The sequence below is a fragment of the Streptomyces sp. LS-MS-L19 genome (assembly GCF_058382285.1).
Genome location: NZ_JBYCLL010000001.1, coordinates 4,750,865 through 4,777,195 on the forward strand (window position 1 = coordinate 4,750,865; position 26,331 = coordinate 4,777,195).

The window sequence follows — 26,331 nt, forward strand, 5'->3', positions numbered from 1 at the left end:
GATCATGCGTGGGCCCCCCACCCGCAACCTCCGCCCGGGCGGTGCGACTCAGCTCACGGTCTACTTGACGACCGTGATCCGGTTCGCCGCCGGCGGGGCGATCGGGCTGCTCGCCGACGAGTTGGCCGTCAGGTAGTCCACGAGCGCGGCCAGGTCGTCGCTGCCCACGAGGTCGTTGGTGCCCTGGCCCAGGGTGGTGAAGCCGTCACCGCCGCCCGCGAGGAAGCTGTTGGTCGCGACGCGGTAGGTGGCCGCCGGGTCGATGGCCGCACCGTCCAGCCGCACCGAGTCGACGACGATCCGGTCCGCGCCGGTCTTCGTCAGGTCGAGCGTGTAGGTGAGGTTGGCGGACGGCAGCAGGATCTTCGGCGAGGCCGCGTTCGGGCCGCTCACCTGCTCCTGGAGCACCTTGATCAGCTGGGCGCCGGTGAAGTCCTGGAGGTTCACGGTGTTGGAGAAGGGCTGCACGGTGAAGCCCTCGGCGTAGGTCACCACGCCGTCGCCCTCGGTCCCCTTGGCCGCGTAGGTGAGGCCCGCGCGGACCCCGCCCGGGTTCATCAGCGCGAGGTCGGTCCCGGCGTCGAGCTTCCTGCCGTGGGCGAGTTGGGCGTCGGCGATGAGGTCACCCATGGGCGACTCGGTGCCGGTGCTGGGTATGTCGGCGGAGATGTAGCCGATCGCGCGGTTGCCGATGGGCGCCGCGAGGGTGTTCCACCTGCCGATCAGCTCGGTCATGTCCGGCGCCTTGGGGACGGTCCGGGTGACCACGTGGTTCGCCGACTTCACGGACGTACGGGCGATGTCGCCGGTGAAGCGGTCGTACGTCAGCGTGGTGTCCGTGTAGAGCCGGCCGAAGGAGGCGGCCGAGGTCACCATGCGGGGCTTGCCCGACGGGTCGGGGATCGTGCACACGTACGCGGCGTGGGTGTGGCCGGTGACCAGCGCGTCCACGGACGGCGAGATGTTCTTCGCGATGTCCACGATCGGGCCGGAGATGCCGTCGCCCGGGCCCGGGGAGTCGCAGTTGTAGTTGTAGGAGCCCGAGGCGGGCTGGCCGCCCTCGTGGATGAGGGCCACGATCGACTTCACGCCCTGCTTCTGGAGCACGCGGGCGTACTTGTTGATCGTCTCGACCTCGTCCTTGAACTTCAGGCCCTTGACGCCCTCGGCGGAGACGACACCCGGGGTGTCCTCCAGGGTGACGCCGATGAAGCCGACCTTGACGTCCTTCTTCTTCCACACCCAGTACGGCTTGAGGATCGGCCGGCCGGTCTTCTCGTCCAGGACGTTCGCGGCGAGGTAGGGGAAGTCGGCGCCCTCGAACTTCTTGTCGGTGTAGCAGCCGGCGGTGGGGTGGCAGCCGCCGTTCTGCAGCCGGCCCAGTTCCTTCGCGCCCTCGTCGAACTCGTGGTTGCCGACGCTCGTCACATCCAGGTCGAGCTTGTTCAGCGCCTCGATGGTCGGCTCGTCGTGGAAGAGACCCGAGATGAGGGGCGAGGCACCGACCATGTCACCACCGGCGGCGGTGACGGAGTAGGCGTTCCCCTTGCGCGCCTCCCGCAGATGGGTGGCGAGGTACTCGACACCGCCGGCGTCGATGGTCTTCGTGGTCCCGTCCGCCTGGAGTTCGGTGACCCGGCCCGAGGAGCCGGACGGCGGCTCCAGGTTGCCGTGCAGGTCGTTGAAGGACAGCAGCTGGACGTCCTGGTACCGGCTCGGCAGCGGCTTGCCGTGCCGGCTGTCGTGCGCGCCGGCGGGCAGCGCGGCGGCGAGCGCGCCGACGGTGGCGAGACCGGCGGCCGCGGCCACGAGGCGGTACATACGTCTGTGGCTGTTCTGCTGCTGGGACATGGCTGGCATGCGCCCCCCTGTGTTCCGGATGTGAGAGTGCCCCCCGTTCCGGCGCAGCCTAGGGTCAACGCGCGTAGCGCGACAGGGGTTTCGTGGTTACATCCTGGTTGCTTCTTTGCCGCCGCTTTGCCCCGGCCTCCCCTTACCCTCGTAGCCATGACCAGCGACGACATCGCACACCCCGGCACCGCCCGCTCCATCGAGACCCTCACGGCGCTCTCCCCGGACCAGACCGAGGCGGTTCTCGGCCTCCTCACCGAGGCCGCACAGGCCGACGGCCAGCAGGCGGTGTCCGAGCAGGGCCGGCTGCAACTGCGGGGCGGCGGGCGCGAGGGCGTGTCCCATCTGCTCCTGTACGTCGGCGACGAACTGGTCGGCTACGCGCAGCTGGAGGACACCGACCCGGTGGAGGCGCCGGCGGCGGAGCTGGTCGTCCGCCCCGGGCACCGCGGCCACGGTCACGGCCGTGCGCTGGGCTCGGCGCTCCTCGCCGCCTCCGGCAAGCGGCTGCGGGTGTGGGCCCACGGCGGCCACAGCGCGGCCCGCCATCTCGCCCAGGTCCTCGGCCTGACCCTCTTCCGCGAGCTACGGCAGATGCGGCGCCCCCTGGCCGGCCTGGAGCTGCCCGACCCGGTGCTGCCCGCCGACGTGACGGTCCGTGCCTTCGTCCCCGGCGAGGACGACACCGCGTGGCTCGCGGTGAACGCGGCCGCGTTCGCCCACCATCCGGAACAGGGCTCCCTGACCCAACGCGACCTCGACGACCGCAAGTCCGAGCCCTGGTTCGACCCGGCGGGCTTCTTCCTGGCCTTCCGGGAGGGCGAGTTGGTCGGCTTCCACTGGACCAAGGTCCACGCGGCGGAACAGCTCGGCGAGGTCTACGTCCTGGGCGTCCGCCCCGGCACCCAGGGCGGCGGCCTCGGCAAGGCCCTCACCACGATCGGGCTGCGCCACCTGGCCGCGCAGGGGCTGCCCACGGCGATGCTGTACGTCGACGCCGACAACAAGGCGGCGGTGTCGGTGTACGAACGGCTCGGTTTCACGACGTACGAGACGGACCTGATGTACCGCACGGAGACGTGAGCCCGGTGAGGCTGAGCGAACTCGTGGCGCTGGTCCTCGCCGACCTGTCGGCCGGGGCGCCCGCGACTCCGGCCGTGTCCTGCTCGCCCCTCGACGAGGGCTGGGTGGAGGTGCTGCTGACGGACGAGGACGGGATGGGCGTCGGCTTCGGCGTGAACCCGGCGCTCCCCGAGGCCGAGCTCCTCCGCGCCCTCGCCGACCGCATCCCGGACGCCTACGTCGAGCTGTACGCCATCGGCCTGCCGGTCGTCCCCGGCACGGAGCGCCCGGCCCGGGCGGATGTCGTCGACGGAGTCGCGCTCTGGACGGACCCGGCGGGCGGGGGCTGGAGCTGCCCGGTGGGCCGGTACGGCACCACTTGACCCCACGTCACCCCGGTCGCCCGACACCGCACCACCCGAGCACGCGTCACCCCGATCGCCCCGCACCGCACCACCCGAGCACGCGTCACCCCGGCGCTGTCGCGCGGGATCGTCTCAGGCCACGCACCCACTCTGGCGTACAGGCCACCCAGGCAGGGACGGCCGCCGTCAGCACCACGGCCCACCACAGATGCGCCGCCGCCCAGGACACCCACGGCCTCCGCCCCGCCCACCCCTCACGACACCACCCGCGCCCGCAACCCCCGCACCGGCTCCGGCGCACAGGCCACCCCGGCAAGGACGGCCGCCGTCAGCACCACGGCCCACCACAGATGCGCCGCCGCCCAGGACACCCACGGCCTCCGCCCCGCCCACCCCTCACGACACCACCCGCGCCCGCAACCCCCGCACCGGCTCCGGCGCACAGGCCACCCCGGCAAGGACGGCCGCCGTCAGCACCACGGCCCAGCGCACATGCGCCGCCGTCCAGGAGGGGTCCTCGGGTGGGACGAACAGGTCCCAGCGGGACGGGAGCAGGGCCGGGGCGAGGAGGGCGAGGGTCAGCAGACCCGCCGCCACCGACGGGCCCGGCTCGGGTTCGTCCGTGAAGCGGACGGCCGCGGCCGCGGCGGCCAGGGCGAGGGCGGCCGTGGTCCCGGCCTCCAGGGTGACCGGGCCGAGCGGGGGCCGGGCCGGTGCCGGTACGAGGAGCAGCGCGGCCGTCCACCACACCGTGGCGACCGGGGCCACCAACGCGATGCGCAGGCCGGTCCGAGTCCAACGCCGGGTGGGTACGGGGGTGGTGAGCTGCCGGGCCGGGTCGTCCAGGAGGAAGGCCAGCCCCAGCGAGAAGACGAGCGCGGCGGCCCGCAGGAGGTTGAGCCCGAGCCACCCGTCCATCTCCCCGACCAACAGCCGCGGCACCCCGACGACCAACAGCCCCACGACCGCACCACCCCCGACCACCCGCCACGGCACGGTCCGCCCCACGGCCCCGACGAGCCCACGACTCACACCACCCCACCCCGCCCCATCGCCGCGACTCCCACCGGAGCCCCACGGCCCGGCCCCGTCCCCGCGGCCGGCGCCGGAACTCCACCGCCCCGGCCCGTCCCCCCGGCGCACGCCGAAACCCCGCCGCCGTCCCCCGGCCACCGCACCCCCACGCCCCGTCCGAGCCCGCTCCTCCTCCCCGACCGGCGTCACCGCCCGAACCCCGCTCCCGCCCACAACCCGGCGACCGCCCCGCCCCTCACGGCTTCCGTCACTCGTCGGCACAGTCCTTCTCCCCCTTCGGTGCCTCGACCCCCAGCAGCTGCGCCACCCGGCTCGTCGTGACCCCGGAAGCCGTCAGGTCGGTCCAGTTCCGCTTCACGCTCGCCGTCACCTCGTCGCGCGGACGGTCCAGCAGTTCCCGTACGACGTCGGTCTGGGCGGCCGACATGGACAGCCCGTCGGTCGGGGCGAGCACCGTCGCCGCGCCGGTGACGCTGTCGTCGATGCGAGCGTCCGCGAGGTCGGCCAACGGGTGGGCGGATCCGCCCAGGGCGAGCCACATGACGGTGACCACCCGCCCGTCGCACACCTCACCGCCCTTCGACTCGGCCCCGGTGACCAGCACGGACGCGACCCCGACCGCGAACTCGGGGACCCGGTTGCCGCCCCAACGGGTGCCGACGGTCACCTGCCCCGGCGTGGTCAGCGGAGGGATCGCCGAGTCGCCGCTGAGCCCGTACCGCGCCTCGACCCGCTGCCGTACGAGAACGGGCTGCCGGGCTGCCGTACCCCCGGCCAGGGACCGGACGCGGTCCACGACCCGTGCCCAGTCGCCCGCGCGGCCGGACCACTCGGGGAAGGCGCAGTACGTCGAGCCGGCCCGCCGCACGCACGACTGGTCGCGCTGCGGGGAGACCGAGGCCCGCTCCCGCGCGGCCGAAAGCTCCGGCGAGACGCCCCCGGACTGAGCCACCGCCCCGACCAGCGTCAGCGCCAGCGCACCCGCCGCACCGGCCCGCACATACCGCCCGCGGCCCCCGCTCACCAGCACCGCGCCGAGCGCCACCAGCAGGATCAGGCCCGTCAGATACAGCGCGTGCCAGGCCGCCGGGCGGCCGACGAGGTCCGAGGGGAGCACCGTGGAGCCGCTCGTCTCGTCCACGACCGGCGACAGCCACCGCGACCACTCCGCATCACCGGTGCCCGCGGAGACGAACACGCTCAGGACGAAGAGACCGATCACGGCGACCGGCGCCGCGAACACGCTCGGCACCAGCCGGGCCAGCAGCACCCCGAGCGCACCGCACAGCAGCACGTACAGCGGCCCCACGGCCAGTTCGGCCGGCGAGCCGTGGCCCACCGCACCGGGCCTGAGGGCCTGCCGGGTGAACTCGCCGAGCGCGACCAGCGCGGTGAGGACCGCGTAGGGCACCACCGACAGGACGTGCGCGACCGTCCGCCGCCACGGCTCCACGACCAGCACGTCGAACTGCCGGTCGGTCCCGCGCCGCCGGGAGCGCAGCGTGCACCGGTTGACGCACACGAACAGGGCGATCCCCAGCAGCAGCGGCCCGGTCTGGGTGTCCCGGTCGACGTCCTGGAGGGCCGGGAAGGCGTCCATGCCGTCCTCGGAGTGGAACAGCGTCCAGGCGGTCCAGCCGACGTACAGCAGCAGCGTCGCGACCACCGGGAGGTAGCGCAGCAGGTCCCGCGCCTCGAAGCGGGCGAGCTGGACGACAGCCGCCCACGACCGCCGCGGATCCTCTTCGTGTACGGCGGTGTCGGCCACCGTCTCCGTCAGCACGCTCACGCCGCCGCCTCCGCGCCCACGTCGTCCAGGGTGAGCAAGTAGCCGTCCTCCAGGGTGGGTTCGAGGAGCTCGGCGTCCACGGGCGGGTCGCCCACGTTGCGGAAGGAGCCGGTGCCGGTGCGCCAGCCCGCCTTCGCGCCCGGGGCGCGTTCCGTGCTGCTCCAGACCCGGCCGGCCGCGCGGGCGGTCAGTTCGGCGGGGGTGCCCTCGAAGAGGATGCGGCCGCGGGCCATGACCAGGACGCGGTGGCAGAGCATCGCCACGTCCTCGGTCTGGTGGGTGGACAGCAGGACCGTCCGGCCCTCCCCGGCCTGGGCGATCAACTCCCGGAACCGCATGCGCTGTTCGGGGTCGAGGCCGACGGTCGGCTCGTCCAGGACGAGGAAGCCGGGGTCCCCGACGAGCGCGGCGGCCAGCGCGACCCGCTGCCGCATCCCGCCGGACAGCTTCTTGATGCGCCTGCCCCGCACGTCCCCCAGGTCGACCTCCGCGAGCACCCGCCGCACCTCGCGGTGGCGGGCGGCGCGGTCGGTGAGTTCCTTGAGGATCGCCACGTAGTCGACGAACTCGAAGGCGCTGAAGTCCGGGTGCAGGCCCGGCGTCTGGGGCAGATAGCCGAGCGAGCGGCGGACCCGCTGGCGGCCGCGCGAGCTGCCGGGGTCGTGGCCGAGCACGGTGAACGAGCCCTGGTCGGCGGGCACGGCGGTGGCGAGCACCCGCAACAGGGTCGTCTTTCCCGCCCCGTTGGGCCCGAGCAGCCCGGTCACACCGGGCGTGAGCCGCAGCGACACGTCGTCGAGGGCACGGGTGCCGCCGTACCGGAGACAGAGCCCGGAGGCGGAGACGGTGTCGGTCATGCGGCGCTCCCGTGGCGGTCGTTCATGCGGTCCCCCTGGGTGGAGGCGATCGTGTGATCGCCGTGATCGAAGTCGGTCGTACGATCGCCGTGATCGAAGCGGGTCGTGCGGCGGCGTCCGAGGTGGCCCGCCGTCACTCCGCGCTCCCGTTGAACAGGTCGAAGCGGTCGCGGAGCAGGAACAGCAGCCCGGCGGCGAGCGTGGCGACGGCCGCCGCCACGCCCTGGCCGGCCGCGGTGAACGGCGCGAGCGAACCGGCGTCCGGCTGCTGCGCGGCCTGCGCGGCCAGCAGGACGGCGACCCAGGCGCCGCCGACCAGGGACGGCGCGAGGACCGGGCCGAGCCGTGGGGTGAGGGCGAGGGCGGTCCCGGTGAGCGCGAGCGCGGGCAGCAGCCAGGCGAGCGCGCGCAGGCCGTAGTCGGGCAGGGCGAGGGTGGCGAGCCCGTTGAGGCCGAGCCCCGCGGCCAGCACGGCGAGCGTGCGGATCATCAGCAGCCGGAAGCCGTGCAGGGGCGCGACGACGGCCATCTCGTACGTCGGGTCGAGCACCGGGCCGTACGACAGCGAGACGCCGGCCAGGGGCAGCAGCGGGGCGAGGACGAGGAACAGGGTCGGTGAACCGGCCGTGTGCACCACGCCGACGGTGGCCAGCAGCAGGAACACCACGGCCGCCAGCCAGGACCGCCGCAGCACGGGTGTGGCCATGAGCAGCCGGGCGGTGTGGTCGGCGAGCCCGGCCCGGGTCAGCAGTGACTCGAACCAGCCCGGCCGGGGCGCGTCCAGTTCGGCGTCCAGCCGCTCCCAGCCGGCGTCCAGCGCGACCGGGTCGGTGACGCCGGCCAGCAGTCCCCGGCAGTCGGCGCAGGCGGCCAGGTGGGTGTCGGCGGACCAGAGCAGGGGGGCGGCCAACTCGCCCCGGGCGTAGGCCCGTAGATCTTCCTCGGCCACATGCCAGGTCATGCCGCCACCTCCCTCGGGGGTACTCGTGCTCATGCCAGTGCCTCCCGCAGCTGCTTGCGGGCCCGCATCGCCCGGGTCTTGACGGTGCCGGGCGGGATGCCCAGCAGGACGGCGGCCTCGCGGGTGGTCAGCCCGTCGATGACCGTCGCCTGGAGCACCGCCCGCAGCTCCGGTGAGAGCCGGACGAGGGCGCCCGCCAGGTCCCCGTGCTCCACCCCCGCGAGCACGCGTTCCTCCGCGGACTCCTCGTCGCGGTGCCGGATCCGGGACAGGGCCTGCCTGAGCCGCCCCCGCGCCCCGTCGCCGCGCAGCGCGTCGATCAGCCGCCGCGACCCGATCCGCCACAGCCACCCCGCCACATCGCCCTCCTCGCGGTACCTGGCGGTCCCCCGCCACACCGCCAGGAAGGTCTCCTGTACGACGTCGTCGACCAGGTTCGGATCGGCGCACCGGCCGCGCAGCCTGGCGAGCAGCCAGGGCGCGTACCGCCGGTACAGCTCCTCGAAGGCGCGCCGGTCCCCGTCCGCCGCGATGGCCCGCAGCAGCTCCCCGTCGCTTCTCGTTTCCCTCACGCCCTCTCATCGGACGACCCCCGCCGACCGGTTCACGTGGCTCCGAGAAAACCACGCTTGACTTTCCCGGACACCTTCCACCACCCTTTCACTACTCAATTAGTGAAAGGGTGGTTGTCCGCGTGGTCGAGTACCGCATCGACCGGCGCTCCGGCGTCGCCACCTACGTGCAGATCGTCCAGCAGACCAAGCAGGCCCTGCGACTGGGCCTGCTCGAACCCGGCGACCGGCTCCCCACCGCCCGCGAGGTCGTGGAAGCCACCGCCATCAACCCGAACACCGTGCTCAAGGCCTACCGCGAACTGGAGCGGGAGGGCCTGGTCGAGGCCCGCCGCGGCCTCGGCACCTTCGTCCGCAGGACGCTCGGCGCCGCCGTCCAGGCCGCCGACACCCCCCTGCGCGCCGAGCTCGACGCCTGGGCCGTGCGGGCCCGGTCGGCGGGCCTCGGGCGCGAGGACGTCGACGCGCTCCTGACCGCCGTACTCGATGAACACTTCCCTAAGGGGGACCAGTGAGTTCCACCAGTACCAGCCCGGCCGTCGCCCTGGAGGCGTCCGGCCTGGGCAAGCGGTACGGCAGGCGGGGCGCCGCCCTCGACGGCTGCTCCTTCCGGCTGCCCGCGGGCCGCATCAGCGCGCTGGTCGGGCCCAACGGCGCCGGGAAGTCCACCCTCCTCGCGATAGCCGCCGGCCTGCTGCGGTCCACCGCCGGCACACTCACCGTCCTCGGCGGGGCGCCCGGCGAGGCCCGCGACCGGGTCTCCTACCTCGCCCAGAACAAGCCGCTCTACCCCCAGCTGACCGTCGCCGAGACCCTGCGCATGGGCGCCGAGCTCAACCCGGCCCGCTGGGACGCCGCCCGCGCGGCCCGGATCGTCGAGCAGGGCGACCTCGATCCGAGGTCCCGGATCCGCGGTCTCTCCGGCGGCCAGCGCACCCGGGTCGCGCTCGCCCTCGCGCTCGGCAAGCGGCCCGAGCTGATGCTCCTCGACGAGCCGATGGCCGACCTCGACCCGCTCGCCCGGCACGAACTGATGGGCACCCTGATGGCGGACGCCGCCGAACACGGCACCACCGTGCTGATGTCCTCGCACATCGTCGCCGAGCTCGCCGACGCCTGCGACCACCTGCTGCTCCTGGGCGGCGGCCGGGTCCGGCTCGGCGGCGGCATCGACGACCTGCTCGCCGCCCACACCCTGGTCACCGGCCGCGGCACCCCCGAGGACCTGGCCCCGCACACCGTGATCGAGTCCCGTACGGCGGGCCGCGGCCTGACCGCCCTGATCCGCCGGGACGGCCCGGTCGGCGAGGGCTGGGCCACCGAGGAGCCCTCCCTGGAGGAACTGCTGCTCGCGCACCTCCGCGCCCCCGAGGCCCCCGCCCTGCTCACCCCGGGCACCACCGCGGCCCCCCAGGCGGTGACGGCATGAGCGCCACGACCCTCGACCGGGCCCCCGCTCCCGTGGTCGCCCCGGCACCGCGCGGCCTGGTCCGCACGGTCCTGCGCCTGCACCGTGCCGCCCTGTGGATCTGGCTCGCCTGGGTGGCCGGCACCGCGGGCCTCCTGCTCTGGCTCCTCGGCCCCGGCGCCGACTCCGCCCAGCACGCGCTCGAGACCTACGGCTACGGAGGGCTCCTCGTCACAGGCGGCCCGGCGGACGCGTACAACAGCCTGTTCTACTACCCCGACACCCTGATCACCCTGGCCTCCTTCGCCGTCGCCCTGTTCGCCGGCGGCCCGCTGATCGCGCGGGAGCTGGAGAGCGGCACCGCACGGCTCGCCTGGACCCAGTCGGTGTCCCCGGCCCGCTGGCTCGCCGTGAAGCTCGCCGTGCCGGCCGCCTTCATCGTCGTCGGAACGGGCCTGCTCACCCTGCTGTACCACCAGCTGTGGTCCGCCCACGCCAACCTGCTGATCGCCGGCATCGGCCCCCGCTCCCTCTACTTCTCCCTCGGCCCGGCCACCGTCGCCGCCCCGCTGCTCGGACTCGCCCTCGGCACCCTGGTCGGCCTCGCGGTCCGCCGCACCCTGCCCGCGCTGGCCTTCAGCGGGTTCGCGTACTTCCTCGTCCACGCCTTCCGCGGCAACCACTGGCCCTTCCAGGGCCGCTACCAGCAGCCCGAACTGCACTCCCGCAGCCGGGCGATCACCTCCACCGGTGCCCGGATCAGCGACCCGGGCTGCTACGACGACAAGGCGTGCCTCGCGCGGCACGACGTCGTGCGCTTCACCCGCGCGTACCTGCCCTCCCCCGACTACTGGCCCCGCCAGCTCCTGGAGACCGGCGTCCTGCTCGCCCTCACCGCCGTGGCCGTCGCCCTCGCGTTCGGCCTCCTGCGCAGGCGGGCGGCGACCGGATGAGCGCGCCGGCCCTGCCCCGGCGGGGGCTCGTCCGGACCGTGCTGCGGCTGCACCGCACGGCGCTGATCGTGTGGACCGCCTTCGTGCTCGGCTCGGTGGCCTACCTGGTGTGGCTCACCGAGGTCACGGCCGGCTCCTGCCCCAGGAGCGGGATGTGCGGGGCCTACAGCGGCGCGGTGAGCTGGATCGGCACGTTCATGTACTACAGCTACTGGGCGGTGGCCGCCTGGGCGAGCGGCGCGCTGATCGGCCGCGAGCTGGAGAGCGGCACCGCGCGGCTGGCCTGGACCCAGGGCGTCTCCCCGGCCCGCTGGCTCACCGCCAAGCTCGCCCTGCCGGCGGCCGCGCTCGTCCTCGGCGGCGCCGTCTTCGTCCCCGTCTACCGCTGGGCCTGGTCGGCACACCGGGACCTGCGGGGCGACAACCTCCTCTTCAACGACGTGTTCGCCGACCACGGCCCCCTGGTGGTGGCCTACGGCCTCTGCGCCTTCACCGTCGGCACCCTCACGGCCCTCCTCCTACGCCGCCCGCTCCCCGCCCTGGCAGTCTCGATAACCCTGACAACCCTCCTGAACCGCACCCTGGAACCCCACCGCACCCCCGACTTCTGGCCCACCCACCTCACGGAAACCGCCGTACTCCTCACCACCACAGCCCTGGCAACAACAGCCGCCTACTGGCAACTGCGCCGCAGCACGCGCTGATCACGGCCCCCCTCTCCTCAGCCGCCCTCCGGGGAGCCACGCACCGCCGCCCACTCCGCGGGAGCCATGTCCCACCACGGAAGCCGTAACCCCACCGTCAAGAGCCGTGCTCGCCCATCGGCAGCCGCGGCCCGCCATGGTGAAGCCGCGCCCCGCCGTAAAGAACTGTGCCCAGCCACCGGCAGCCGCGGCCCGCGCTGGAGAAGCCGTTCCCTGTCGCCGGGAACGGCGGCCCCACCCTGCCGAGCCACGGCCCGTCGTCGAGAAGCCGCCCCCTCAGCGATCCGCGCCCCGCCCCGGACACCCCACCCCCCGGGAGTCGTGGCGCCATATCCCTACCGCCATGTCGCTGTAACCGTTGGTTCAGACAGGCTTGCGAGGCTCAGTGGATGAAGCCCGTCGTGCCAGAGCCTTCGCCGCCGTCCGAGGGGGTCCCGGGGGACGGGGGCGTGCCGGTCGTCGGCCCCCGGGTCGCCGCCGTGCTCCCGCTCGCCGCCTCCGACGCGCCCGTTTCGCTCCTGGCGCGGAAGAATGGGTCCATGAGCCAGTCGAACACCCAGGCAGAGGTCCAGCACGTGCAGCCCTCCGTGGGCTCCATAGCCGCGCACCGCCCGCACACCGTGTCGGCCACCGTCTCCGATCTGGAGCCCGACCTCGACGCCGATCTCGACGCGTACGAGGAGATCCCGGTCGACGGTGCCGCCCAGCTCCCGCAGGGCCGTTTCCTCGACCGTGAACGCAGCTGGCTCGCGTTCAACGAGCGGGTCCTGGAACTCGCCGAGGACCCCAACACCCCCCTGCTGGAGCGCGCGAACTTCCTCGCCATCTTCGCCAGCAACCTCGACGAGTTCTTCATGGTCCGGGTGGCCGGACTGAAGCGCCGTATCGCCACCGGCGTCGCCACCCGCTCCGCCTCCGGCCTCCAGCCCCGCGAGGTCCTGGAGATGATCTGGGCCCGCTCCCGCGAGCTGATGGCCCGGCACGCCGCCTGCTACCACGAGGACGTCGCCCCCGCGCTCGCCGAGGAGGGCATCCACCTGGTCCGCTGGAACGAACTCCAGGAGAAGGAGCAGGCCCGCCTGTTCACCCTGTTCCGGCACCAGATCTTCCCGGTCCTGACCCCCCTCGCGGTCGACCCCGCCCACCCCTTCCCGTACATCTCCGGCCTCTCCCTGAACCTGGCCGTGATCGTGCGCAACCCGGTCAACGGCAACCGCCACTTCGCCCGGGTCAAGGTCCCCCCGCTGCTCTCCCGCTTCCTGGAGTCCTCCCCCGGCCGCTACGTCCCCATAGAGGACGTCATCGCCGCCCACCTGGAAGAGCTGTTCCCGGGCATGGAGGTCCTGGAGCACCACACCTTCCGGGTCACCCGCAACGAGGACCTGGAGGTCGAGGAGGACGACGCCGAGAACCTCCTCCAGGCCCTGGAGAAGGAGCTCATGCGGCGCCGCTTCGGCCCGCCGGTGCGCCTGGAGGTCGAGGAGTCCATCGACCGCGAGGTGCTTGACCTCCTCGTGCGCGAGCTGAAGATCTCCGAGGCGGAGGTCTACCCGCTGCCCGGCCCGCTCGACCTCACCGGCCTCTTCCGCATCGCCTCCCTCGACCGGCCCGAGCTGAAGTACCGCAAGTTCATCGCCGGCGTCCACCGCGACCTGGCCGAGGTCGAGTCCGCGTCCGCGCCCGACATCTTCGCCGCCCTGCGCACCCGTGACGTCCTGCTGCACCACCCCTACGACAGCTTCTCGACGTCCGTCCAGGCCTTCCTCCAGCAGGCCGCCGACGACCCGGACGTCCTCGCCATCAAGCAGACCCTGTACCGCACCTCGGGCGACTCCCCCATCGTCGACGCCCTCATCGACGCCGCCGAGGCCGGCAAGCAGGTCCTCGTCCTGGTCGAGATCAAGGCCCGCTTCGACGAGCACGCCAACATCAAGTGGGCGCGCAAGCTGGAGGAGGCGGGCTGCCATGTCGTCTACGGCCTGGTCGGCCTGAAGACCCACTGCAAGCTGTCCCTGGTGGTCCGTCAGGAAGGCGACACGCTACGGCGGTACAGCCACGTCGGCACCGGCAACTACCACCCGAAGACGGCCCGGCTCTACGAGGACCTCGGCCTGCTCACCGCCGACCCGCAGGTCGGCGCGGACCTCTCCGACCTCTTCAACCGGCTGTCCGGCTACTCCCGCCGCGAGACCTACCGCCGCCTCCTGGTGGCCCCCAAGTCCCTTCGCGACGGCCTCATTTCCCGTGTGAACAAGGAAGTCCAGCACCACCGCGCAGGGCGCCCGGCCTTCATCCGCATCAAGGTCAACTCGATGGTGGACGAGGCGCTCATCGACTCGCTCTACCGCGCGTCCCAGGCGGGCGTGCCGGTCGACGTCTGGGTGCGCGGCATCTGCGCGATCCGCCCCGGCGTCGCGGGCATGTCGGAGAACATCCGGGTCCGCTCGATCCTCGGCCGGTTCCTGGAGCACTCCCGGGTCTTCGCCTTCGGCAACGGCGGCGAGCCCGAGGTCTGGATCGGCAGCGCCGACATGATGCACCGCAACCTCGACCGCCGGATAGAGGCCCTGGTCCGGGTCACCGACCCCGCCCACCGGGCCGCCCTCAACCGGCTGCTGGAGACCGGCATGTCGGACACCACCGCGTCCTGGCACCTCGGCCCGGACGGCGAGTGGACCCGGCACGCCACGGACGCGGACGGCCAACCCCTGCGCAACGTCCAGGAGATGCTCATAGACGCCCGGAGGCGCCGGCGTGGCACAGCAACACCTTGAACCGACGGACCCGTTGGCCGGACCGGTGACCGGGGACGCCCTCGCGGGCTACCTGCGGTCCCAGGCCACGGAGTTCCTCCGGGCCCTGCGTCGGCACCGCGAAGGCGGAGCCGAGGCACAGGGCCCGGAGGCCCCCGTCGACGCGGCCCGTGCCCTGCGCCGCTCGGTCCGCCGCATCAGCGCCAGCCTCCACACCTTCCGCCCCCTCCTGGACCCCGACTGGTCGGAGTCGCTCCGCCCCGAACTGGCCTGGCTGTCCGGCACCTTGGGCATGGAGCACGCCTACGAGTCCCGGCTGGAACGGCTGTTGCTGGCCCTGCACCGGCTGTCCGGCGCGGTGTTCCCGGCCCAGGGGGCGAGCCCCGCGGGACTCACGGCTCAGCCCGCCCCCGCGCCCGTCCCCGACCGCGGCAATCTCACCGTGGGCGCGGCCAAGGCGGGCGCCCTCCTGGACCGCCAGCTCACCCTCGCCCGCACCCGCGCCCACTCCACCGCGCTCCAGGCCCTCGGCTCCTCCCGCTTCCACGCGGTCGCTGACACCATCGCCGTACTGGCCAGCGAGGTCCCCCTGGTCAAGAGCGCCACCGGCACCGACCTGCACCCCCTGGCCGCCGCGGCCCAGGAACGCCTGGACGACGCGGCGACGGCCCTGCCCCTGGTCACCGCGGGCCACCCCTACAACGCCGAGGCCCTCATCCACGGCCTCTCCCCCGACCCCTCCCCGCACCCCCAGGACGCCCCCTGGCACCAGGTCCGCCTGCTGCTGCGCCTGCACCGCTACGCCCGCGAGGTCCTGAGCCCCGCGGTGGACGTACGGCTCCTGACGGCGGGCCAGTGCCTGGACCGCCACCGGGACGCCTCGGAGGCGGCGGCAGCGGCGGCCTCGGCGGCCCGCACCCCCCGTATCGCCCCGGCCACCGCCTACGCCCTCGGCGTCCTGCACGCCGACCAGCGCCACGAGGTGGAGGCGGCCCGGTTCGCCTTCCAGCAGTGCTGGCAGAAACAGGCGGTGAGCACATGAGCGACGACGACTCCGTCATCCAGGCAGCCGGCTGCGTCCTGTGGCGCCGCTCGCCGATCGCCGGCGACCTCGAGATCTGCCTGGTCCACCGGCCGAAGTACGACGACTGGTCGCACCCCAAGGGCAAGTTGAAGCGCGCGGAGGACGCCCTCGCCGGCGCGCTGCGCGAGGTGGAGGAGGAGACGGGCTACACCGCCGAGCCCGGAACCGAGCTGCCCACCGTCCGCTACATGGCCAACGGCCGTCCCAAGCGGGTCCGTTACTGGGCGGCCGAGGTGACCGGAGGCCGCTTCACCCCGAACGACGAGGTGGACCGCATCCTGTGGCTCTCCCCGGCCGCGGCCCGCAGCCGTCTCACGCAGTACCGCGACCGCACCCTGATCGACGAACTGCTGCCGCTCTAGCCGTCCCCGGCGTGCCCCGCCGCGTCCGCGCGGGCCTGGCTGCGGGCTCTGCGGGCCGGGCCGCGCCAGCCGCAGGTGCACCGGGCCAGGCAGAAGCGGCCCTGCTCGACCATCCGCGTCTCGTGGACCGGTGCGTCGGGAGGAGGTGGGGGGATCCTGTCCTGCTGCGCCACACCGACAACGTTACCCACCCCGGGTAAACGGCCGGTGTGCGCGTGACGGCCCCACCCAGCCGTCGTTAAGCGGAGCGACACGGGTCCTCGACGGACGTATCGGCTGGGGGTAGGCGGCGATGGCGGAGCGGCAGCACAGGCAGGCCCGCGGGGCGGTCGTCGTCGTGGCGGTGCTCATGGCCGGCGCCGGCGCCGCCGGCTGCTCGGGCGGCGGCAGCGGCCCGGCCGACGCGCTCGCGGCCGACCCGGTGGGCACCCTGCGCCGGGCCCCCGACACCCTGGTGGACACCGGCAGTTCGAAGGCCAGCACCTCGATGGAGATGGCCACCGGCGGCACCCGGGTCACCATCCGCGGCGAGGGCGTGTACGACTACCGCGGGCGGCTCGGCCGGCTGCGGGTGCTGCTGCCGCAGGACCCGGCGGGCACCAGCGAGCACCGGCCCATCACCGAACTCCTCGCCCCCGGCGCCCTGTTCATGAAGAACCGGGGTGCCGGTGTGCCCGCCGACAAGTGGGTGCGGGTGGACACCGCCGGTCTCTCCGACGGCAACCTCGTCACCGGTGGCGCCACCGACCCGCTCGCCGCCGCCGAGGTGCTGCGCGGGACCAGGACGGCGACGTACGTCGGGGTGACCGAGCTGGCCGGGACCGAGGTGCGGCACTACCGGGGGACCGCGGACCTCACCGCAGCGGCGCGGAGCGCGTCCGCCGCCAACAGGGGTGTGCTGGCCGCGGCGGCGAAAGGGTTCGCCACGGCCGCGGTGCCGTTCGACGTCTACCTCGACGACCAGGGCCGCATCCGCAAGGTCCGGCACCGCTTCAGTTTCGTCAACGGGCAGCAGCCCGGTACCGTCGCGGTCGCCTCGACGACCCTGCTGTACGACTTCGGGGTGGCCGCGGACGTACGGCTGCCGGCCGCCCGGGACATCTACGCCGGCAAGATCGCCGAAGGGTGAGCGGCCGTGACGGGCGTCAAGGACTAGCCCTTCCGTGCCATGCGCGGTGTGTAGGCCGCTCCCTACTCTAGGAAGTCGGTAACGGCAGAGAAGAGGTGATGCGCGTGGCTCCGGTCGGCGGTACGGCGGTTCAGGACCACGTGGCCCTCGCCGAGATCGAGCTGTGCGGAGAGCTGATCATCGCGGCCTCGGCGGCGGACGACCGGCTCAGCCTGGAGAGCATCGACGAGGTGCTGAAAGTGGCCGAGGAACGCACGGACGCCCCCGGCCGCTGAGCCGGGGGCGTCTGTTGCGTCGTAGCGTCGAAGCGGCGGCGGTCAGGTGCGCAGCAGGCGGCCGATCGCCTTCGTGGCCTCCTCGACCTTCGCGTCGATCTCGGCGCCGCCCTTGACGGCAGCGTCGGCGACGCAGTGCCGCAGGTGTTCCTCCAGGAGCTGGAGCGCGAAGGACTGGAGCGCCTTGGTGGAGGCGGAGACCTGCGTGAGTATGTCGATGCAGTAGACGTCCTCGTCGACCATCCGCTGAAGGCCGCGGATCTGGCCCTCGATCCGGCGCAGGCGCTTGAGGTGCTCGTCCTTCTGCTTGTGGTAGCCGTGGGTGGTGTTTTCGGTCACCGTCTCGGAGGGCGCCGAGGCGCCGGTGTCGGTCGTCGTCATCGCGTCCTCCACAACAAGGGGCATTCCTATACCCCTCCTGGGTATATCGTACCTAAGTTTCCCGGGTATAGGGCCTGCGGACGGCCCCCGTGCCAACCACTGTGCCTGATGGGCGACACTGGGGGACGGCCCATTAGCCGTGGCCGGATGATGCACTTAGCATCACCCTGACCGAAACCGATGCACCCCGAGGACCCCTTGTGCGCTTTCGTCTGACCCCCAGGGAGACGAGCTTCTACGACATGTTCGCCGCCTCCGCGGACAACATCGTCACGGGCTCGAAGCTCCTGATGGAACTGCTCGGGGCGGACACCGCCGGCCGGGCCGAGATCGCAGAGCGTATGCGGGCCGCGGAACACGCCGGTGACGATGCCACGCACGCGATCTTCCACCAGCTGAACTCCTCGTTCATCACGCCGTTCGACCGCGAGGACATCTACAACCTGGCGTCCTCCCTCGACGACATCATGGACTTCATGGAGGAGGCCGTCGACCTGGTCGTCCTCTACAACGTCGAGGACCTCCCCAAGGGCGTCGAGCAGCAGATCGAGGTCCTGGCGCGGGCGGCCGAGCTGACCGCCGAGGCCATGCCGAACCTGCGGACCATGGACAACCTCACCGAGTACTGGATCGAGGTCAACCGGCTGGAGAACCAGGCCGACCAGATCCACCGCAAGCTGCTCGCCACCCTCTTCAACGGCAAGTACGACGCCATCGAGGTCCTCAAGCTCAAGCAGATCGTGGACGTGCTGGAAGAGGCCGCGGACGCTTTCGAGCACGTGGCGAACACGGTGGAGACCATCGCCGTCAAGGAGTCCTGAGCCTTTCCATGGACACCTTCGCTCTGGTCGTGACCATCCTGGTCGCGCTCTTCTTCACGTACACGAACGGCTTCCACGACTCGGCCAACGCGATCGCGACCTCCGTGTCGACGCGGGCGCTCACGCCACGGGCCGCGCTCGCGATGGCAGCGGTCATGAACCTGGCAGGTGCCTTCCTGGGCTCCGGGGTCGCCAAGACCGTCAGCGAGGGGCTGATCGAGACGCCGGAGGGCTCGAAGGGGATGGCCATCCTCTTCGCCGCGCTGGTCGGCGCGATCACCTGGAACCTCATCACCTGGTACTTCGGGCTGCCCTCCTCGTCCTCGCACGCGCTGTTCGGCGGCATGGTCGGAGCGGCGCTCGCGGGCGGCACCGAGGTGATCTGGAGCGGCGTCCTCGACAAGGTCGTCATCCCGATGTTCCTGTCCCCGGTCGTCGGCCTGATCGCCGGTTACCTGGTGATGACGGCGATCATGTGGATCTTCCGGCGCGCCAACCCGCACAAGGCCAAGCGGGGCTTCCGGATAGCGCAGACGGTGTCCGCGGCCGGCATGGCCCTCGGCCACGGCCTCCAGGACGCCCAGAAGACCATGGGTGTCGTGGTGATGGCCCTGGTGATCTCGGGCCACGAGACGTACGGCGACCCGATCCCGGTCTGGGTGAAGATCGTCTGCGCCGTGATGCTGTCGCTGGGCACCTACGCGGGCGGCTGGCGCATCATGCGCACCCTGGGCCGGAAGATCATCGAGCTGGACCCCCCGCAGGGCTTCGCCGCCGAGACCACCGGCGCGGCGATCATGTTCACCACCGCCTACCTGTTCAAGGCGCCGGTCTCCACGACCCACGTCATCACCTCGGCGATCATGGGCGTCGGCGCCACCAAGCGCGTCAACGCGGTCCGCTGGGGCGTCGCCAAGAACATCATCCTGGGCTGGTTCATCACGATGCCGGCGGCGGCGATCGTGGCCGCGAGCGCCTTCGGGATCGTGAACCTGCTGTTCCTGTAGGAACGCGGTCGTCCGTACGACAACGGGCCCGCCCCCGGAATCCGGGGGCGGGCCCTCTGTGTCCTCGCGGTGGCACCGCCATGCAGCACCGCGAGGGGTCAGGGTCGGCTCAGCCGAAGCGGCCGGAGATGTAGTCCTCCGTGGCCTGGACCGACGGGTTGGAGAAGATCCGCTCCGTCTCGTCGATCTCGATCAGCTTGCCGGGCTGCCCTACGGCGGCCAGGTTGAAGAACGCCGTGCGGTCGGAGACGCGGGCCGCCTGCTGCATGTTGTGCGTCACGATGACGATCGTGAAGCGCTCCTTCAGCTCCCCGATGAGGTCCTCGATGGCGAGGGTGGAGATCGGGTCCAGGGCGGAGCAGGGCTCGTCCATGAGCAGGACCTTCGGCTCGACCGCGATCGCGCGAGCGATGCACAGACGCTGCTGCTGACCGCCGGACAGGCCGGAACCGGGCTTGTTCAGCCGGTCCTTGACCTCGTTCCAGAGGTTCGCGCCCTTGAGGGACTTCTCGACGACGTCGGTCAGTTCGGACTTCTTGTACGAGCCGTTCAGGCGCAGGCCCGCCGCCACGTTGTCGAAGATCGACATCGTGGGGAACGGGTTCGGGCGCTGGAAGACCATGCCGACCTCACGGCGGACGGACACCGGGTCGATGCCCTGGCCGTACAGGTCCTCGTCGTCGAGGAGCACCTTGCCCTCGACCCGGCCACCCGAGGTGACCTCGTGCATCCGGTTGAGGGTGCGCAGGAACGTCGACTTGCCGCAGCCGGAGGGGCCGATGAAGGCCGTCACCGAGCGGGGCTCGACCGTCATCGAGATGTCTTCGATCGCCTTGTGGGAGCCGTAGTAGGCGGTGAGCCCACTCACGTCGATTCGCTTGGCCATGACTACTTCACTTCCAGATCTTGGTCGCTGAGGGGAGGGTCGCGTCAGCGACCGGCCGCGCGGCGGTAGCCGCACATGGTTACCGCGGGGCCTTCCAGCGGGCGATGCCGCGGGCCACCAGGTTCAGGATCATCACGAAGGCGATCAGCGTCAGCGACGCCGCCCACGCTCGGTCGTACGCCGCACCGGCACCCGCGCTGTTCGCGTACTGCTGGTAGATGTACAGCGGCAGCGACTGCTGGGCCCCTTCGAAGGGGTTGGCGTTGATGAGCGAGTTGCCCCACACCAGGAGCAGCACGGGCGCCGTCTCACCGGCGATACGGGCGACCGCCAGCATGATGCCGGTGGTGATGCCGCCGATGGAGGTCGGGATGACCACCTTCAGGATGGTCCGCCACTTCGGGATGCCCAGCGCCAGGGAGGCCTCGCGCAGCTCGTTCGGGACGAGCTTGAGCATCTCCTCCGTGGAGCGGACGACGACCGGCATCATCAGGATCGCCAGGGCGAGCGAGCCGGCGAAGCCGAAGGGCTCCATGTCGAACATGAGCATGATCGAGAGGATGAAGAGACCCGCCACGATCGACGGGATGCCCGTCATGACGTCGACGAAGAACGTGACGGCCTTGGCGAGCCTGCCGCGCCCGTACTCGACCAGGTAGATCGCGGTGAGCACACCGATCGGCGCCGCGATCAGGGTGGCGAGGCCGACCTGCTCCAGGCTGCCGAGGATGGCGTGGTAGATGCCGCCGCCCGGCTCGTCGTCGGAGACCAGGCCCATCGAGTGGGTCAGGAAGTAGAAGTCGAGGACCTTCACACCGCGCGAGACGGTCGACCACACCAGGGAGACCAGCGGGACGACGGCGAGCAGGAAGGCGACCCAGACCAGCGAGGTGGCGATCCGGTCCTTGGCCTGGCGGCGGCCCTCCACCCGGGCGGCGATGACATACGTGCCGAGGACGAACAGCAGTCCGGCGATCAACGCCCACTGGATGCTGCTGTTCAGGCCGGCGGCGAAGCTGATGCCGACGCCGAGGGCGACGGAGGCCGCGGCGATCGCGTACGGCGACCACTTCGGGAGGCGGGCACCCTTCAGGGTGCTGACGGTGGCTGCGGTGCTCATGCGTTGGCCCCCGAGTACTCCTTGCGGCGGGCGATGATCATGCGGGCCGCGCCGTTGACCAGCAGGGTGATGACGAACAGGACCAGACCGGAGGCGATCAGCGCGTCCCGGCCCAGCTCGCTGGCCTCACCGAACTTGCTGGCGATGTTCTGGGCGAAGGTGCCGCCGCCCGGGTCGAGCAGGCTGGCCTGGATGTCGAAGGACGGCGAGAGCACGGTGGCGACGGCCATCGTCTCGCCGAGCGCACGGCCGAGGCCGAGCATCGAGGCGGAGATCACACCGGAGCGGCCGAAGGGGATCACCGCCATGCGGATCACCTCCCAGCGGGTGGCGCCGAGCGCCAGGGCCGCCTCCTCGTGCATCTGCGGGACCTGGCGGAAGACCTCGCGGCTCACGTTGGTGATGATCGGCAGGATCATGATCGCGAGCAGGATGCCGACGGTCAGCATGGAGCGGGGCGCGCCCTGCTGCCAGGAGAAGATGCCGGTCCAGCCGAGGTAGTCGTTGAGCCAGCCGTACAGGCCGTTCATGTGCGGGACGAGGATCAGGGCGCCCCACAGGCCGTACACGATGGACGGCACGGCGGCGAGCAGGTCGATCACATAGGCGATCGGGCCGCTCAGCCTGCGCGGGGCGTAGTGCGTGAGGAACAGCGCGATGGCGACCGCGATCGGGACGGCGATGGCCATGGCGATGATCGAGGAGACGATCGTGCCGAAGGCCAGCACCGCGATACCGAACTTCGGCGGGATCAGCTGGGTGTTCCACTCGAACGCGGTGAAGAAGTTGGCCTCGTCCTTGCTGATCGCGATCGAGGCGCGGTAGGTGAGGAAGACCGCGATCGCGGCCATGATCACCAGCAGCAGGATGCCCGACCCGCGGGAGAGACCGAGGAAGATCCGGTCACCGGGTCGGGTGGCGCCACGGGCCGCGCGCTTCTGCTCGGCCTCGGTCGGCTGGGGAGTCGGGGGAGGTGCGTCTTTTATCTGTGTGGTGTCCATCGGGTTCTCCGGTCTGCGGAGCCGTACGCGGGGTGCGGCTCCTGGCGGCGGTGCACCGGACGGTGCGGCCGGCCGGGGTCCCTTCGATCGGGGCCCCGGACCGGACCGCACACTCAGGTCAGCTCAGGCCCTCGATGGTGGTGCGGACCTTGGCGATGATGTCCTCGGGGATCGGCGCGTAGTCGTTCTCCGCGAGGACCTTCTGGCCGTCCTCGGAGGCGGTGTAGCGCAGGAACGCCTTGGTGGCGGCCAGGGTGTCGGCCTTGTTGCCCTTGTCGCAGACGATCTCGTAGGTGACCAGGACCATCGGGTAGGCACCCTCGGCCTTGGTGCCGTAGTTGAGCTCCAGCGCGAGGTCCGAGCCGGTGCCGACGACCTTGGCGTCGGCGATGGCCTTGGTGGCGTTCTCGACGGTGGGCTCGACCGGGGCGGAGGCGCCGGTGTTGATGCTGACCGGCGTGATGCCGTCCTTGGCGTAGGAGAGCTCGAAGTAGCCGATGGCGCCGTTGGTCTGCTTCACCTGCTGGGCGACACCGGAGGACTGCGCGGCGGACTGGCCGCCCTTGGCCACCCAGGTCTTGCCGTGCTCGTAGGGCCAGTCGCTCTTGGCGGTGGCGATGAGGTACTTGGTGAAGTTGTCCGTGGTGCCGGAGTCGTCCGAGCGGTGGAACGCCTGGATCTTGAGGTCCGGCAGCTTGACGCCCGGGTTCAGCTTGGCGATCGCCGGGTCGTTCCAGTTGGTGATCTTGGAGTTGAAGATCTTCGCGATGGTGGGCGCGTCCAGCGTGAGCTTGTCGACGCCGGAGATGTTGATGCCGAGGGCGATCGGGCCGCCGACCATCGGGAGGTCGATGCCCTGGCCGCCGGAGCAGACCTTCTTGGAGGCGGTGACCTCTTCGGGCTTCAGCGCGGAGTCGGAACCGGCGAAGGCGACCTGGCCGTTGTTGAACGCGGTCACACCGGCGCCGGAGCCGCCGCCCTTGTAGTTGATCTGCACGCCACAGGCCTGCGTGAACTGCTTGACCCAGGCGTCGATCGCGTTCTTCTGCGCGGAGGAGCCGTCGGCGAGCAGCTGGCCCTTGGCGTCGTCGCACTTGATGTTGCCGGCGGCGGCCGTCGCGGCACCGCTGCTGCCGCTGCCGCTGCTGGTGTCGTCGGAGCCGCACGCCGTGAGGGCCAGGGCGCCGGAGACGGCGAGAGCACCGAAGGCGAGGGCCCGCCGGTTCTTGCGCTGAAGCTTCACTTGAGTTCCTTCCGGGAGCCGCCGTCCTGAATCCGGCGGCGTGCGCGAAGTCTGGGTGACACGGATGCGCATTCGAGACGCACCTCGCATCGCGTAAGGCCGAAATTAGGCAGATCAGGTGAAGGCGCTTATGGCCGGAAGTGAACGGGGGGTGAACCCCTGCGAAAGGTGCGGTGAGGTCACGGAACGCTTACGTCGAGGGCACGGTGTGATTCCGGAACGGGCACGGGAACCCTCACCCCCACAGCCCCGTCTCGTTCCACGGGAGCCGACGAGGCAGACGAAGGGCAAGGACACATGGAACGGCGTACGTTCATCGGGGCCGGCGCGGCCGCGCTCGCGGCGGTGGCCACGACCGCGTGTGACGGCGGAGGCAGTGCCGACGCCACGCGGAGCACCGTCGGCAGCTCCCTATTCTCCCGTACGCCCGCGGCCGCCGCGAACTGGGCCGCGCTCGCCCGCGACCTGGACGGCCCCCTGGTGCGCCCCGGCGACTCCGACTGGGCGACCGCCCGCCAGCTCTACAACACCCGCTTCGACGCGCTGAGGCCCGCCGCGGTCGCGTACGTGGCGCACCCGGACGACATCCGGACCACCCTCGCCTACGCCCGCGCCCACGGCCTGCGGGTGGCCATCCGCAACGGCGGCCACTCCTACGCCGGCTGGTCCTCGGGAAACAACCGGCTGATCGTCGATGTCTCGAAGCTGAACCGAGTCCGCGCCTCCGGCGGCACCGCCGTGGTCGGCGCCGGGTCCAAGCTGATCGACGTCTACCGGGCGCTCACCGCGAAGGGCGTGACGATCCCGGCGGGCTCCTGCCCGACCGTCGGCGTCTCCGGTCTGGTGCTGGGCGGCGGCCACGGCGTGGCCTCCCGGGCCTACGGCCTCACCTGCGACAGCCTCACCCAGGCCACGCTGATCACGGCCGACGGCAAGCAGCTCACCGCGAACGCCACCACGAACAAGGACCTGTTCTGGGCCCTGCGCGGGGCGGGCAACGGCAACTTCGGCGTGGTGACCGAGCTGCACTTCAGGACCCACCCGGCCCCGCAGGGCGTCACCGCGTACGCGACCTGGCCGTGGTCGAAGGCGGCCGCCGTGGTGCGGGCCTGGCAGGAGTGGGGCCCCGGCCAGCCCGACGAGATCTGGTCCTCCTGCCACCTGGAGAACGGCGGCTCCCCGTCGGTGGCGGTCGCGGCCTTCTCCCTGGGCACCTACGGCGAGCTCCAGAACGCCCTCGACCGGCTGGCCGACCGGGTCGGCGCCCCGGCCCGCAGTGTCACCCTTCGCCGGCACTCCTACGAGAGCGCGATGGAGGCGTACGCGGGCTGCTCGTCCTTCTCCACCGACGCCAAGTGCCATCTGCCCGGCTCCACCCCGAACCGCAACCGGCAGGGCGCGCTCGGCCGCGAGACCTACGCCGCCCACTCGGACTTCTTCGACCGCTCGATCTCCGCGGCGGGCATCCAGACCCTGCTGCGGCAGATCTCCTCGGTGCGGGGCGGCTCGGGCAGCATCGCCCTGACGGCCCTCGGCGGAGCGGTCAACCGCGTCTCCCCCACGGCGACGGCCTTCGTCCACCGCCGCTCCCGCATGCTGGCCCAGTACATCGCGTCCTGGCGGGCCGGCACCCCGGGCACGGCGGCGCAGAGCTGGCTGACGGGAGCTCACAACGCGATGCGCCCGTACGCCTCGGGAGCCGCCTACCAGAACTACACGGACCCGACCCTGAGGGACTGGCGCAAGGCGTACTACGGCGACGCGGTGACCAAGCTGACGAAGGTGAAGAAGCAGTACGACCCGGAAGGGTTCTTCTCGTACCCGCAGTCGCTGTAGCGGTGTCCGCTACGCCGCCAGGTCCCTCTCGGAAGCCGGGGCCCCCTGCCGGGTCCCGGGAATCACGGAACCCGTCCGCTCACTCCCACGCGCACGAATCAGCCACGCGCCTTTCGACGACCCCTGGACCGCCTTCATCAAAGGCGTCAGCAGCGCCATCGCGAGCGGCGACAACAACAGGGCCACCGCCGTCCCGAGCGCGAACCCCCCGACGACATCCGTCGGATAGTGCACACCCATGTAGACCCGGCAGAACCCTTCGAGCAGCGCCAGCAGAATCCCGACCACGCCGAACTTCCGGTGCGCGACGAACAACGCGACGGCCATCGCCATGGTGATCGTCGCGTGGTCGCTGACAAAGGAATAGTCGGTCTTCCCGGAAACCAGGACCTCGAGCCCCTCATGGGTGCGGAACGGCCGGGGCCGCTCGACGAACCCCCTTATGGGGACGTTCACGAGAACGGCGAGCGCGGCGGCGAGCGGCGCCCAGACCAGCGCGGCCACCGAGGACGCGGCGTCCTCACCGCCCCGCCGACGCACGCCCCACCAGCACCACAGGATGAGCAGCACCATCCCGAACAGGATCCCGTACTCACCGACGTATTCCATGACCCGGTCGAACCAGTGCGGGGCGTCCTTGGCCAGGCCGTTGATGTCGTAGAGCAGGTCGACGTCGGGGTTCGACCCGGATTCGGCGAGAACAGCCATGGTGCTGCGGCCCCTTCGTCGTCTTTCCCGGCGTACCCATGTGCGCTCGGCTACGTTCCCAGGAACGCACGGCTTCCGTTAATACGTTCCACACTCCACTGAATGATCACGCAGACGTTATCGAAGAGAGACACATTGCCGCAGCTCAGGGGGTGGGTTTCACGCTCG

At 71.7% G+C, this 26,331-nt stretch carries 27 protein-coding genes; 14 read left to right on the forward strand and 13 right to left on the reverse strand.

Translation table 11 applies throughout. The annotated features are described in order from the left end of the window. Positions 1-60: 60 nt before the first annotated feature. Positions 61-1,860 carry a bifunctional metallophosphatase/5'-nucleotidase gene (locus tag AC2XR2_RS21235; protein WP_381300243.1) on the reverse strand — a complete coding sequence of 600 codons (1,800 nt, stop codon included), beginning with the start codon at positions 1,858-1,860 and terminating at the stop codon, positions 61-63. Positions 1,861-2,007: 147 nt separating this feature from the next. Here AC2XR2_RS21235 and mshD point away from each other — a divergent pair, with 147 nt between their 5' ends. Continuing rightward, positions 2,008-2,934, forward strand: a complete 927-nt coding sequence (gene mshD / locus AC2XR2_RS21240) for a mycothiol synthase (RefSeq protein ID WP_330265966.1) — start codon at positions 2,008-2,010, stop codon at positions 2,932-2,934. Further along, positions 2,931-3,296, forward strand: a complete 366-nt coding sequence (locus AC2XR2_RS21245; protein WP_491516003.1) for a hypothetical protein — start codon at positions 2,931-2,933, stop codon at positions 3,294-3,296. Before mshD ends, AC2XR2_RS21245 begins: the two co-directional genes overlap by 4 nt. Before the next feature lie 378 nt (positions 3,297-3,674). Here AC2XR2_RS21245 and AC2XR2_RS21250 read toward each other — a convergent pair whose 3' ends face one another. From AC2XR2_RS21250 to AC2XR2_RS21270, 5 genes are all read right to left on the reverse strand, one after another. Further along, a complete protein-coding gene (locus tag AC2XR2_RS21250) occupies positions 3,675-4,310 on the reverse strand; it encodes an ABC transporter (protein ID WP_491516004.1) in 636 nt (211 codons plus the stop codon). Between the two features lie 250 nt (positions 4,311-4,560). Next, entirely contained in the window at positions 4,561-6,102 is a 1,542-nt protein-coding gene (locus AC2XR2_RS21255) for an ABC transporter permease (RefSeq protein WP_491516005.1), read from the reverse strand. Further along, on the reverse strand, positions 6,099-6,959 hold the full coding sequence (locus tag AC2XR2_RS21260) for an ABC transporter ATP-binding protein (protein ID WP_381300247.1): 861 nt from the start codon (positions 6,957-6,959) through the stop codon (positions 6,099-6,101). Before AC2XR2_RS21260 ends, AC2XR2_RS21255 begins: the two co-directional genes overlap by 4 nt. A gap of 133 nt (positions 6,960-7,092) precedes the next feature. Continuing rightward, complete coding sequence (locus tag AC2XR2_RS21265; protein WP_491518471.1) at positions 7,093-7,920, reverse strand: cupin domain-containing protein; 828 nt, start codon at positions 7,918-7,920, stop codon at positions 7,093-7,095. A gap of 29 nt (positions 7,921-7,949) precedes the next feature. Next, the gene (locus AC2XR2_RS21270; RefSeq protein ID WP_123761686.1) at positions 7,950-8,492 is read right to left on the reverse strand and encodes an RNA polymerase sigma factor; all 543 of its coding nucleotides are present in this window, start codon (positions 8,490-8,492) and stop codon (positions 7,950-7,952) included. A 122-nt stretch (positions 8,493-8,614) separates the two neighbouring features. Between AC2XR2_RS21270 and AC2XR2_RS21275 the strand changes: the two genes are divergently transcribed. From AC2XR2_RS21275 to AC2XR2_RS21305, 7 genes are all read left to right on the forward strand, one after another. Beyond that, positions 8,615-9,007 (forward strand): GntR family transcriptional regulator, encoded by a 393-nt coding sequence (locus AC2XR2_RS21275; protein WP_330265962.1) that lies wholly within the window; start codon positions 8,615-8,617, stop codon positions 9,005-9,007. Then, complete coding sequence (locus AC2XR2_RS21280) at positions 9,004-9,921, forward strand: ABC transporter ATP-binding protein (RefSeq protein WP_381300248.1); 918 nt, start codon at positions 9,004-9,006, stop codon at positions 9,919-9,921. The genes AC2XR2_RS21275 and AC2XR2_RS21280 overlap by 4 nt, the downstream gene beginning before the upstream one ends. Next, a complete protein-coding gene (locus AC2XR2_RS21285; RefSeq protein ID WP_491516006.1) occupies positions 9,918-10,853 on the forward strand; it encodes an ABC-2 membrane transporter-related protein in 936 nt (311 codons plus the stop codon). Before AC2XR2_RS21280 ends, AC2XR2_RS21285 begins: the two co-directional genes overlap by 4 nt. Next, positions 10,850-11,557, forward strand: a complete 708-nt coding sequence (locus AC2XR2_RS21290; RefSeq protein WP_491516007.1) for an ABC-2 membrane transporter-related protein — start codon at positions 10,850-10,852, stop codon at positions 11,555-11,557. The genes AC2XR2_RS21285 and AC2XR2_RS21290 overlap by 4 nt, the downstream gene beginning before the upstream one ends. A gap of 539 nt (positions 11,558-12,096) precedes the next feature. Then, positions 12,097-14,331: an RNA degradosome polyphosphate kinase gene (locus AC2XR2_RS21295; RefSeq protein WP_330265958.1), complete on the forward strand. Its 2,235-nt coding sequence runs from the start codon at positions 12,097-12,099 to the stop codon at positions 14,329-14,331. Continuing rightward, complete coding sequence (locus AC2XR2_RS21300; RefSeq protein WP_381300253.1) at positions 14,312-15,352, forward strand: CHAD domain-containing protein; 1,041 nt, start codon at positions 14,312-14,314, stop codon at positions 15,350-15,352. Before AC2XR2_RS21295 ends, AC2XR2_RS21300 begins: the two co-directional genes overlap by 20 nt. Beyond that, positions 15,349-15,756, forward strand: a complete 408-nt coding sequence (locus AC2XR2_RS21305) for an NUDIX hydrolase (RefSeq protein ID WP_449349056.1) — start codon at positions 15,349-15,351, stop codon at positions 15,754-15,756. The genes AC2XR2_RS21300 and AC2XR2_RS21305 overlap by 4 nt, the downstream gene beginning before the upstream one ends. Here AC2XR2_RS21305 and AC2XR2_RS21310 read toward each other — a convergent pair. Then, positions 15,753-15,929 (reverse strand): hypothetical protein, encoded by a 177-nt coding sequence (locus tag AC2XR2_RS21310; RefSeq protein WP_330269863.1) that lies wholly within the window; start codon positions 15,927-15,929, stop codon positions 15,753-15,755. The genes AC2XR2_RS21305 and AC2XR2_RS21310 overlap by 4 nt on opposite strands. A gap of 119 nt (positions 15,930-16,048) precedes the next feature. Between AC2XR2_RS21310 and AC2XR2_RS21315 the strand changes: the two genes are divergently transcribed. Continuing rightward, entirely contained in the window at positions 16,049-16,885 is an 837-nt protein-coding gene (locus AC2XR2_RS21315; RefSeq protein ID WP_491516008.1) for an SCO4651 family lipoprotein, read from the forward strand. A 98-nt stretch (positions 16,886-16,983) separates the two neighbouring features. Continuing rightward, positions 16,984-17,160, forward strand: coding sequence for a hypothetical protein (locus AC2XR2_RS21320; RefSeq protein WP_381300258.1), 177 nt, complete (start codon positions 16,984-16,986; stop codon positions 17,158-17,160). Between the two features lie 42 nt (positions 17,161-17,202). On the opposite strand, the gene AC2XR2_RS21325 is transcribed toward AC2XR2_RS21320, so the two are convergent. Further along, positions 17,203-17,541, reverse strand: a complete 339-nt coding sequence (locus AC2XR2_RS21325; protein WP_330269682.1) for a metal-sensitive transcriptional regulator — start codon at positions 17,539-17,541, stop codon at positions 17,203-17,205. 200 nt (positions 17,542-17,741) lie between these two features. Here AC2XR2_RS21325 and AC2XR2_RS21330 point away from each other — a divergent pair, with 200 nt between their 5' ends. Continuing rightward, positions 17,742-18,362 carry a DUF47 domain-containing protein gene (locus AC2XR2_RS21330; protein ID WP_381300259.1) on the forward strand — a complete coding sequence of 207 codons (621 nt, stop codon included), beginning with the start codon at positions 17,742-17,744 and terminating at the stop codon, positions 18,360-18,362. 8 nt (positions 18,363-18,370) lie between these two features. After that, a complete protein-coding gene (locus AC2XR2_RS21335) occupies positions 18,371-19,369 on the forward strand; it encodes an inorganic phosphate transporter (protein WP_381300260.1) in 999 nt (332 codons plus the stop codon). 109 nt (positions 19,370-19,478) lie between these two features. Here the strand turns inward: AC2XR2_RS21335 and pstB are convergent, their stop codons facing one another. The 4 genes from pstB to pstS all read right to left on the reverse strand — a co-directional run bounded on the left by pstB (position 19,479) and on the right by pstS (position 23,619). Further along, a complete protein-coding gene (pstB, locus tag AC2XR2_RS21340; protein WP_381300261.1) occupies positions 19,479-20,255 on the reverse strand; it encodes a phosphate ABC transporter ATP-binding protein PstB in 777 nt (258 codons plus the stop codon). Positions 20,256-20,334: 79 nt separating this feature from the next. Then, complete coding sequence (gene pstA / locus AC2XR2_RS21345; protein WP_381300263.1) at positions 20,335-21,375, reverse strand: phosphate ABC transporter permease PstA; 1,041 nt, start codon at positions 21,373-21,375, stop codon at positions 20,335-20,337. Continuing rightward, a complete protein-coding gene (pstC, locus tag AC2XR2_RS21350; protein ID WP_330265952.1) occupies positions 21,372-22,376 on the reverse strand; it encodes a phosphate ABC transporter permease subunit PstC in 1,005 nt (334 codons plus the stop codon). The genes pstA and pstC overlap by 4 nt, the downstream gene beginning before the upstream one ends. 118 nt (positions 22,377-22,494) lie before the next feature. Further along, a complete protein-coding gene (gene pstS / locus AC2XR2_RS21355) occupies positions 22,495-23,619 on the reverse strand; it encodes a phosphate ABC transporter substrate-binding protein PstS (RefSeq protein WP_330265951.1) in 1,125 nt (374 codons plus the stop codon). Between the two features lie 297 nt (positions 23,620-23,916). Here pstS and AC2XR2_RS21360 point away from each other — a divergent pair, with 297 nt between their 5' ends. Then, entirely contained in the window at positions 23,917-25,455 is a 1,539-nt protein-coding gene (locus AC2XR2_RS21360; protein WP_491516009.1) for an FAD-binding oxidoreductase, read from the forward strand. 9 nt (positions 25,456-25,464) lie between these two features. Here the strand turns inward: AC2XR2_RS21360 and AC2XR2_RS21365 are convergent, their stop codons facing one another. After that, positions 25,465-26,163: a phosphatase PAP2 family protein gene (locus tag AC2XR2_RS21365; protein ID WP_381300265.1), complete on the reverse strand. Its 699-nt coding sequence runs from the start codon at positions 26,161-26,163 to the stop codon at positions 25,465-25,467. Between the last annotated feature and the right edge of the window lie 168 nt (positions 26,164-26,331).